Below are 10,125 nucleotides of genomic sequence, written 5' to 3'. Positions count from 1 at the left end.
GAATGAGTGCGTTTTTAGTAGCAAAATGATGCATGACGCCACCTTTAGTCACTCCAACCGCATCTGCCACAGCTTGAAAAGTGACTTTCGACAACCCTTGCTCTAGCGTAATTCTTGCCGCCTGATCGAGCAGCGCACGACGAATAACCTCTGGTTGTTTTTTACGTTTATGAGCGTTTTCAACTTCCATATCAATGCACCACGGAATTAGAGAATAAATTCATTACCACGACACCACCTACAATCATAATGATACCCACTACTGCCGCCGTATCAAGCGTCTGCTTAAAAAACACCAAGCCAATCAGCGAGGTCAGAACGATACCCAATCCACCCCACAAAGCATAGGCAATACCTAGAGGTATGGTTTTGAGCGTTTGTGTCAAAAAATAAAATGAGATGGTATAGAGCACACCCATGATCAAAGTCGGTAGCAAACGGGTAAACTGTTCTGACTTCGCCAAAAACGTCGTGCCCGCCACTTCACAAATAATGGCAATGGCCAAGTAACCGTAAGCAATAGTAGTAGGACTCATAGTCAATACACTCATCTCATCTCAAATCAATCGTATCCTTTTGATTCAGCATGAATTATCGATAAAAATCGAACAATTCAAGCACCAAAGATACCGTACGGTCGGTATTCTATAGACATACACTCACAATGTGAAGGGTTTGTTCGTGATTTTTTGTCTTAAGTAATAAAAATATTGCTTTAATATTCAAAAAGATACAAAAGTTGTCTAATTAAATCCGAGCCAAAACACAAGCAAAAAGCTCTGCTAAAAGACTGCTTAAACCATCAATCAAAGTAACTTTTTTGTTTTTTTGATAGGTTTGATGGCTATATAAATGAGTAATAATTTTAGATTCAATATTTGCCAGAGCACTATATTTCATAGGCGATAACGAGCTATTTTGAATTAATTACAACAATATTGATAATTAATGCTGTAATAAGGTTGACAGCCTATGATGACTTGGCTAAAATACGCCCCACATAACGCAAACAAGATAAGAAATTATTGTTATATAATACTTATTAAATTCATTGTTATGACAACTTATTCTCCAATAGCTCAGTTGGTAGAGCAACGGACTGTTAATCCGTGTGTCCCTGGTTCGAGCCCAGGTTGGAGAGCCATATACTGAAACCTTCATCATAATTTGATGAAGGTTTTTTTTATTGTCGCCATTTATATATGTGATGATCATAATAATAGCGTGGCTACTGTGTTCTTTTAGATGTTTTTGTTGTATGGTAAGTACAACTTTGATTGGGTTGATTTTTTGTCTGAGTGCCTTACTCTTACTCACTAAAAATAATGGTTTATTATGATACCTATACGTGTAAAAAATAAGTTTTCTGATCATCCGCAAAAAATCATGCGTCCGATCAGTATTCGCCTGTCTGAAGAGATGATTGAGCTGCTAGAATCAACAACATCAGAGTTGGGGTTTAAGCGCATTCAAGGTCTTATTCGCCTATATATTCGTCAAGGTCTTGACCGTGATCATCAGGATTATACGTTAGCTCATGATGAAGTTTTTATCGAAACACTACGCAAGCGCGGTGTGAGCCAACATATCATTGATGAAGCGATTGTATCGACCCATAACAATAATATTACCCACTCCTTGTCTGAATTGCAGGAAAACGACCAAAATAACGATTAACTAATTTATATCAGAAGTAACGAATTCAAACACAGCTCTAGACTTATGACCGCTATCAATCATTAACTATCAGATTTTTCGGTTTATAAAAAAAGACTGAGCCCGCTTAAGTGAGCTCAGTCTTTTTTTATGAGAGTCATAAACATTAGAGCCTGTTTTATATTGAAAAATAGGCACCACTGTTGCGATTTCTAAGCAATCCTATTTACGATCACTCCTTCTAAAATTTCCTAGTACGCTTCCTATCCGTTTTCTCTTTTTGGACTATTCTGAAAAAAGGCTTATTTAATTATCCATACAACATTTAGCGATAATTACACACAACAAAGCAGCAAACGCGGTATATTAAAATGAAAGGATACAAGTATTGTTTTTTATTACTTATGAGTACTGACAAGGAGGTATACGATGGTAGCGTTATATCAGCGTTTAAACAAAAATCTTCTACTAACTATTACGGTGGCGATGCTTACAGTTGCTTCTGGCTGCTCATCTCCGCAAACAGATCTAGATAAAAAAACCATACCAACCAACTCTGACCAGTGGCAAAAAAATCTCGGCACCACCTTTGAACAGCTACCTAAGGCCGATCAGCAAGTCCTTAGTCGCTACATGCTAAGAATGAAGCTCAGTGGCGCTTACGAGTCTGGTGCCATGCCACGCACCACTATCAAACAAGCCCTCGTACAGCAGCGAGAATATGAGCGCTTGCACCCAAATAATCCAACTGGTAAGAAAAGTCCTCTCGTCACCAGTCAGCCAGCTAATAGTGCAAATATTCAAAGCTACCCTATCGCCCTATTGCCAGTCAAAACCAGTGATAACGATAGCCTAAACCAAGTCAAACTACAGTTTATGCTCTCCAACCACGGTCCAGTCGCCATTCAAAGCTTCAAAGGCACACTAACCATGCAAGATGCCAAACTAACACAAGGTAAAAGCTTCAATATACCTTTAACTCAGTTTGAGCCTCCTATTCAACCAGAACAATCTGGCAAAATCATTATCGAGAGTAGTATTGAAGACATCAATGTCATGCGTGCCATTAAAAATACCAAGGACATGACTATTATGATTAGCGAAGGTGTTTTAACGTTAGAAGATGGACAAACTGTAGAGTTTGATGAGTCGCTAATGAAATAAATGACGTCATTGCAAGTTAGTTCATTGCAGCATCATTGAAAAGAGTCTTAGGAAAAGCACATAAAAAAAGCCCCAATCAGTAATGATTGGGGCTTTTTAGAATTTGGCGGAGACGGAGAGATTCGAACTCTCGAAGGGCTATGAACCCTTGTCGGTTTTCAAGACCGGTGCATTCAACCGCTCTGCCACGTCTCCATTGGTGCATCATTATATAGATATCATTTCATAATGCAAGCGTATAATCTAAAAAATTTAAATTATTTTATCAGTAACCTTCAAACACTTATTTATGGTGCGCTGGAGGCTAGATGCAAGCACATATCTAGCAGCCTATTGGCATAGCCCCATTCATTATCATACCAAGCAAAAACCTTATATTGCTCACCTACTGCCATTAACTGCTGCCCATCAATGATAAGCGATTCAGTCTGATGAATAAAGTCGCTTGAGACCAATGGCTCGTCGGTATAAGCCATGATATCGCGTAAATCACTTTGACTGGCTGATTTAAGTACTTCACTCACTTCTTCAATGCTCACATTAAACTTATCAAATACAAACGTCACATCGATGGCAGCCACATCGATAGTTGGTACACGTATTGAGTGCCCATTTATCTTGCCTATCATCGTTGGTAGTACACGCTCTGTCGCAGCGATACTGCTAGAAGTCGTTGGGATAATATTATAACCTGAAGCACGTGCACGTCTCGGATCACGATGCGCTTGATCGAGTACCGTTTGATCAGCGGTGACGGCATGAATCTCCGTCATCATCGCTGACTTTACACCAAACGCTTTATCAAGCGTCGCAATCAGTGGCACCAATGCCTGTGTCGTACAAGAGACACTCGATATAATCGGTAGCTCACGCGTCAACTCATCGCTATTCACACCCATAACAATACAGGCATCAACATCATCGAAAGGCGCAGCACCGATAATCACTTGCTGCGCGCCCGCCTCTATATGCAATTGTGCTTGCTCATAAGAGCGAAAATGCCCCGTGCACTCTAACACCACATCAACATCAAGCTCCTGCCATGGTAGATGTTGTGGATTAGCTTCTGACAGCATATTGATACAATACGTCAGATTACTTTTGGTCAGGCAAAGCTGAGTCTTGCTAGCATCAGCCTCAATATCGTTATCGGTATCATTCTCTACGACCTCAGCACTAACACCCAGTCGACTCAACCGTCCATGCGTACTATCAAATTTTAACAAATGCAGTAAAATATCAGCTGGCGCCAGATCATTAATCGCCACCACATGAATCGCACGCCCTAGCACCTCAAAGCGCTCTAACAATGCGCGTAATACATTGCGACCTATACGACCAAAGCCATTAATAGCGACTCTCAGTGGCTGTGTATGCTCGCCAGTCGTATGAAACGCGGCTACTGGGTCAGACTTTAATTGATAAGTAGCGCTAGAAAAATCAGGCATAACAAGGGATCACTGTAAAAGGACATATAAAATGGAGCGCGGTAAAAACAAACAAATACTATCTAGGGCGTAATAAAAATCAGTGCCAAGCGAATGGTGTTGTAGTCAATAGCTTGCTTAAGATGATCAAATATTGGTCGCAGCTTAACACTACCATCGTCATTAAAATCGTTTGGATTGTTGGCCACTTTAATCGCTACATAGGCATTACCCACAGCCGTCATCACCTCATCATCTGGACGCAAATGATCACAAGCCAAACTTGGATCTTGCGACTTTAGCTCACCGATATGACGCATAATGGTGGATTGAGACAACTGACGCTCTTGAGAAATCTCTGCGATAGACAGACTCTCCTCTAACAACAGACGAGTCTCTGATAATGTACTGGCCGACTTATCTGATACTTGATTGCCCAGTTTTTGCTTTTTGTCCAGCTGCGCCTGCTGTTGCTCACGGCGTTTTTTCTGTAGCTTGGCATAAGCATCGATCACCGATTTGCTGAGTGTACCACCAGATTTCAGCACAAACTTTTCATGTGCCTGTGTCATACTTTCTTCATCGAGCATCGCATAACTGGCATCTGCTTCCTCAGACAACACTAAAAACCGCTTATCCGCACCGCGCGCGAGTGGATCTAACTGCAAGCTCATATCGTTCATGCCAAGCAGCTGTAACCCCGCCAGCGACTTAAGTCTAGACAGTGCCACATAGCCTTGTCCAAGCTCAAAAGTACGTGATAAATCAATCTCAGCAGCATCTAACGTCATGCCTTGAGACTTATGAATGGTAATCGCCCATGCTAGACAGAGTGGCACTTGTAGATAGCTTGCCAGCACATCACCTGTCTCATCTTCAATAATCCATTCTTCAGGCTCAGCGACGACTTCTCGTCCTGAGTTTAGCCTCACCACTGGCATTTTTTGCGTCGTTGGCTTTTTTGTTTTTGATTTTTCTTTATCTTTTTTGGCAGCGCTTTTTTTATGCTTAGCAGTGTCTTCATCGCTGTCAGTATGGCTGTTATTATCTGCATCTTCAATCAATGCATCATTACCGTCTTTGCTGTCATCAATTTTAACAGCAGCAAAACCAATCAGCTCACCCATAGTGCCATTAGACACGCCCAACTCTGTGTTGTTTTTGATAAACATCACTTTGGCACCAACTTTAAGAGTCAGGTCGTCTTGCGTACGGACGGTCTTTTTTAAGGTTTCAACCAGCTTACTATCACCAGTGGAAGTCGCCTCAAAACGCATCATCTCACCATCTAACGCCGCAAGCTCTTTATCATTGATTTTGTTGACATTGAGATTATGTGTATACAGACGGGTACGCTTGATATCAACGTTTTGATCAAAGGTGGTTTCTAGAGCCGCAATTGCCTCAAAAGTCACTTCTTGGCGTCGAATTTGATTAAGAATATCATCCAAATCCAGCCCGCCATTAGCAGCTTCGCTCACCTGCCTATGCTGCTCAGATAAATAGCAAATATGAAACTTGGCATCGAGCCACGCCTCGGACATAAAGGCAAACTTTTCACGGTTACTCTCACCCTTACTACCGATCGGTGGTAACTGAAAAAAGTCCCCTGCCACCACCACTTGTATGCCGCCAAACGCTTTGTCGCTTTTACGAATATGTTTAAGTACTTGACTGACCAAATTGAGCTGCTTGGCATGCAACATAGATATTTCATCAATGATGAGAACAGCGGTATCTTTTAATCTATCTGCTAAAAACTGCTTGCGAGACAAGTTGGTTAGGTCACGATCAGACAGCTCGTCTTTGATACCGATACCTGACCAGCTATGAATAGTTGTGCCGTTCATGTGTGTGGCTGCAATCCCTGTACTAGCAGTGACCGCAACAGGTACGCGACGCGCACGCAGATAGTCGATATATTGGTTGAGAGTGTAAGTCTTCCCTGAACCTGCGGAGCCAGTCAAAAAGACATTTTGACCTGTTTTTAAGATATCAAGAGCAGAGGACTGACGCATATATATAAACCAACCAATAACTGAGAAAAAAGATCCGCTATCAGCAAATTTACAAATGCTATAGCCTAAAACTGGCAATAATTATAACAGCTAGAGCTACTTTACAAAGCACTTTAACCAAAGCATTTTTCATAACTATAATTCATATATATGACTTATATTTATCATTAAAAGTAAGTATAAATTTGTTGAAAACTTCAGTAGGATTAATGGAGAACTTGATCAGGAAGATTAGGTAGTGATTATATCGGCACTTATTTCAGACATAATTAAGTTATAAATTATTGCTGATGTATCGCTTGCCTTTTAAATAAAACAACAAGGAGCAATAAATGTTATACCCAAATCCAAATACCGAAAAAAGCCAAGTCCAATTCCGCGAAAAATACGATAACTTCATCAATGGCGAATGGGTCGCACCCGTTGATGGTGAATACTTTGACAACACCAGTCCCGTCGATGGCAAGGTCATTTGCCAAGTCGCCCGCTCAAAACCAGCAGATATCGAAAAGGCGTTAGACGCGGCCCATGCTGCAAAAGACGCTTGGGGCAAAACCAGCGTCACTGAACGTGCCAATCTACTACTCAAAATCGCTGATAAGATGGAAGCCAATCTTGAGTCGATCGCCATTGCAGAGTGCTATGAAAATGGCAAACCCGTTCGTGAGACACTGGCAGCCGATATCCCGCTAGCGGTTGATCATTTCCGTTATTTTGCCAGTGCGATTCGCGCTCAAGAAGGCGGCATCAGTCAAATTGATGATGACACCGTTGCCTATCATTTTCATGAGCCACTAGGCGTTGTCGGTCAAATTATTCCTTGGAACTTTCCTATCTTAATGGCTGTTTGGAAACTGGCACCTGCACTTGCTGCGGGTAACTGTGTGGTTCTAAAACCTGCTGAACAAACCCCTGCTTCTATTCTATATATGCTAGAGATTATCGGTGCTGCTGACATCTTACCTAAAGGCGTATTGAACGTGGTCAATGGCTTTGGTGTCGAAGCTGGTAAGCCATTAGCCTCCAACCCTCGTATCAATAAAGTAGCCTTTACAGGTGAAACCACGACTGGTCGTCTTATCATGCAGTATGCCAGTGAAAACATCATTCCTGTGACCTTGGAGCTGGGTGGTAAGAGTCCAAACATCTTCTTCGCTGACATCATGGATGAAGATGATGATTTCTTAGACAAAGCAGTTGAAGGCTTGGTAATGTTTGCGCTGAACCAAGGTGAAGTCTGTACCTGTCCATCACGTGCGCTGGTACATGAAAGCATCTATGACGAATTTATCAAACGCTGTGTCGCTCGTGTTGAAGCCATCAAAATGGGCAATCCATTAGATACTGATACTATGATTGGAGCACAAGCAAGCTCAGATCAACTAGAAAAAATCCTGTCGTATCTAGATATCGGTAAGCAAGAAGGTGCTAAAGTGCTGGTCGGTGGTGATCAAGCCAAACATGATGGCGATATCGCAGATGGTTATTATGTGCAGCCTACTATCTTTGAAGGCACAAACGATATGCGTGTATTCCAAGAAGAAATTTTTGGACCTGTGCTTGCTGTGACCACTTTTAAAGATGACGAAGAGGCAATGAAAATTGCCAACGACACTTTATATGGTTTAGGTGCTGGCGTGTGGACTCGCAGCGTACATAAAGCCTACCGTTTCGGCCGTGGCATCCAAGCTGGTCGCGTCTGGACCAATTGTTATCATATCTATCCTGCTCACTCTGCGTTCGGTGGCTATAAGCAATCCGGTATTGGCCGCGAAAACCATCTGATGATGCTTGATCATTATCAGCAAACCAAAAACATGCTAGTATCTTACGATCCTAAAAAAATGGGATTCTTCTAAACGCACCTTGCACTTTTAATACAAGCGTCAAGCGCTTTGCAACCGAGGTTGCAAAGTGTGTTAGGAGTGCTTATAGAGCACTTTCATATAGTAGCAATAGTCGCTTCACTTTAGTTTAGATATGAGAAAGGCGCATGAAAGTACTACAAGTAGTAGGCTAAGCGATACTGACACCGTATCCAATTTATAGACGACTGACTACATTAAGACTTATAACAAGGAATAATAACATGACTAATAAAATGAAAGCCGCCGTACTGCATGAGTTTCACCAACCTCTGCAAATCGAAGAAGTTGATATCCCAACGCCAGGTGCTGGTGAGATTGTGGTCAAAATGCAAGCATCAGGTGTCTGCCATACTGACTTACATGCCGTTGAAGGCGATTGGCCAGTCAAACCCAGTCCGCCGTTTATCCCTGGGCATGAAGGCGTTGGCCTAATCACTGCCGTTGGCGAAGGTGTCACCCATGTTAAAGAAGGCGATCGCGTTGGTGTGCCTTGGCTCTACTCTGCTTGTGGCCACTGTACTCATTGTTTGGGCGGTTGGGAAACGCTATGCGAGAGCCAACAAAACGCTGGCTACTCAGTCAATGGTAGTTTTTCAGAGTATGTATTGGCTAATGCTAACTATGTCGGCATCATCCCTGAAAGCGTAGACTCGATAGAAATTGCCCCTGTACTTTGTGCTGGTGTTACCGTCTATAAAGGTCTAAAAATGACTGAAGCCAAGCCTGGCGACTGGGTCGTTATCTCTGGTATCGGTGGACTTGGCCATATGGCAGTTCAGTACGCTATCGCCATGGGACTAAACGTTGCCGCTGTCGATATTGACGACGAGAAACTTGAATTTGCTAAAAAACTGGGCGCAACCATTACTGTTAATGCAAAAAACACCGATCCAGGCGAGTACCTAAAAGAAGAAATCGGTGGCGCTCATGGTGTCCTAGTAACAGCCGTATCTTCAATCGCCTTTGATCAAGCGATTAGTATGGTCAGACGTGGTGGCACAGTCGTCTTTAACGGCTTACCAACAGGCGACTTCCCTGTCTCTATCTTTGACACCGTACTAAACGGTATCACTATTCGCGGCTCTATCGTGGGTACACGTTTGGACTTACAAGAATCGCTAGATATGGCAGCGGCAGGAAAGGTCAGAGCGACTGTGGCAGCAGAACCACTAGAAAACATCAACGATATCTTTGATCGTATGCGTAATGGCAAGATCGAAGGTCGTATTGTCATTGATTATAGCCTGTAATTGTTGCTCGTGATATGTTGACTTTGTCTCAACATGGTCGACTCAAGATGATGCGACTATAAATCACACATGTAATCATAAGCCATCAGTCGTATCGTCTTCATTCGCATGCTATAAATGATGCGAGTCTAGATGATACGACTTTTTATATTCTCGCTCAGTATGATCGTGAGCTAGCACGCCTCACTCCAATACTTCAAATAAAACGTCTTTTACAACTGTATTTTAATGATAAGGAAATCATCATGAAAGTCGAAGCGACAGAAGCCTGTATCGAATTAATCGAATTACTTAAATCTAAACACGGTGAGCTGATGTTTCATCAATCAGGTGGCTGCTGTGATGGTAGCTCCCCCATGTGCTATCCGCTAGGTGAATTTAAGGTAGGTGATCAGGATGTATTAATCGGCGAGATTGCTGGTTGTCCATTTTATATGGGCAAAGCACAGCATACATTATGGCAAAACACAGATTTGACCATTGATGTGGTTAACGGACGTGGCGCCAGCTTTTCACTAGAAATACCAGAAGGCAAACGTTTTATCGTGCGCTCAGAAGTGTGCAAGATTTAATTTTATAAGTGATGCCAGCCGCCGTCTTATGTTCCTAGTAGTTTTTTTGTCAGCTTTTGCACAGGCTGACCGATGATTAAAACAGCCACGAAAGCCGCTGGCAATGCAATCTTCCATGCATTTAAAAAGTTTGTAAAAAAGGTATCTGACCAACCCAAATTTATAAATGT

General features: G+C 42.2%; 10 protein-coding genes and 2 tRNA genes. 6 read left to right on the top strand and 6 right to left on the bottom strand.

Annotated features, from left to right (window positions below):
• The coding region (locus ACT3RN_RS12340; RefSeq protein WP_444518688.1) for a TetR/AcrR family transcriptional regulator at positions 1–190 on the bottom strand (190 nt) is incomplete at its 3' end.
• 1 nt (position 191) lies between these two features.
• Positions 192–536 carry a DMT family transporter gene (locus ACT3RN_RS12335; RefSeq protein WP_192520388.1) on the bottom strand — a complete coding sequence of 115 codons (345 nt, stop codon included), beginning with the start codon at positions 534–536 and terminating at the stop codon, positions 192–194.
• 532 nt (positions 537–1,068) lie between these two features.
• Between ACT3RN_RS12335 and ACT3RN_RS12330 the strand changes: the two genes are divergently transcribed.
• From ACT3RN_RS12330 to ACT3RN_RS12320, 3 genes are all read left to right on the top strand, one after another.
• A tRNA-Asn gene (locus ACT3RN_RS12330) sits at positions 1,069–1,144 on the top strand.
• 191 nt (positions 1,145–1,335) lie between these two features.
• Entirely contained in the window at positions 1,336–1,677 is a 342-nt protein-coding gene (locus tag ACT3RN_RS12325; protein WP_192520975.1) for a CopG family transcriptional regulator, read from the top strand.
• Between the two features lie 408 nt (positions 1,678–2,085).
• Entirely contained in the window at positions 2,086–2,820 is a 735-nt protein-coding gene (locus tag ACT3RN_RS12320) for a hypothetical protein (protein WP_192992046.1), read from the top strand.
• Between the two features lie 104 nt (positions 2,821–2,924).
• On the opposite strand, the gene ACT3RN_RS12315 is transcribed toward ACT3RN_RS12320, so the two are convergent.
• From ACT3RN_RS12315 to ACT3RN_RS12305, 3 genes are all read right to left on the bottom strand, one after another.
• Positions 2,925–3,015: transfer RNA gene (locus tag ACT3RN_RS12315), tRNA-Ser, on the bottom strand.
• A gap of 92 nt (positions 3,016–3,107) precedes the next feature.
• Positions 3,108–4,268, bottom strand: coding sequence for a type I glyceraldehyde-3-phosphate dehydrogenase (locus tag ACT3RN_RS12310; protein ID WP_192519830.1), 1,161 nt, complete (start codon positions 4,266–4,268; stop codon positions 3,108–3,110).
• A gap of 62 nt (positions 4,269–4,330) precedes the next feature.
• On the bottom strand, positions 4,331–6,265 hold the full coding sequence (locus ACT3RN_RS12305; protein WP_192519831.1) for an AAA family ATPase: 1,935 nt from the start codon (positions 6,263–6,265) through the stop codon (positions 4,331–4,333).
• A gap of 332 nt (positions 6,266–6,597) precedes the next feature.
• Between ACT3RN_RS12305 and exaC the strand changes: the two genes are divergently transcribed.
• The 3 genes from exaC (at position 6,598) to ACT3RN_RS12290 (ending at position 9,955) form a co-directional block, all read left to right on the top strand.
• Positions 6,598–8,124: an acetaldehyde dehydrogenase ExaC gene (gene exaC / locus ACT3RN_RS12300; protein ID WP_192519832.1), complete on the top strand. Its 1,527-nt coding sequence runs from the start codon at positions 6,598–6,600 to the stop codon at positions 8,122–8,124.
• A 230-nt stretch (positions 8,125–8,354) separates the two neighbouring features.
• On the top strand, positions 8,355–9,383 hold the full coding sequence (gene adhP / locus ACT3RN_RS12295) for an alcohol dehydrogenase AdhP (RefSeq protein ID WP_192519833.1): 1,029 nt from the start codon (positions 8,355–8,357) through the stop codon (positions 9,381–9,383).
• A 245-nt stretch (positions 9,384–9,628) separates the two neighbouring features.
• Entirely contained in the window at positions 9,629–9,955 is a 327-nt protein-coding gene (locus ACT3RN_RS12290; protein ID WP_192519834.1) for a DUF779 domain-containing protein, read from the top strand.
• 26 nt (positions 9,956–9,981) lie between these two features.
• Here ACT3RN_RS12290 and ACT3RN_RS12285 read toward each other — a convergent pair whose 3' ends face one another.
• The gene (locus ACT3RN_RS12285; protein WP_444518689.1) at positions 9,982–10,113 is read right to left on the bottom strand and encodes a DUF2798 domain-containing protein; all 132 of its coding nucleotides are present in this window, start codon (positions 10,111–10,113) and stop codon (positions 9,982–9,984) included.
• Positions 10,114–10,125 lie beyond the last annotated feature (12 nt).

Origin of the sequence: Psychrobacter sp. AOP5-GZ1-6 (assembly GCF_052376345.1) — a bacterium.
In the GTDB taxonomy this organism is placed as follows: domain Bacteria; phylum Pseudomonadota; class Gammaproteobacteria; order Pseudomonadales; family Moraxellaceae; genus Psychrobacter.
The sequence above is the reverse complement of the archived record's forward strand: the minus strand, read 5'-3'. Positions and strand labels throughout refer to the sequence as shown.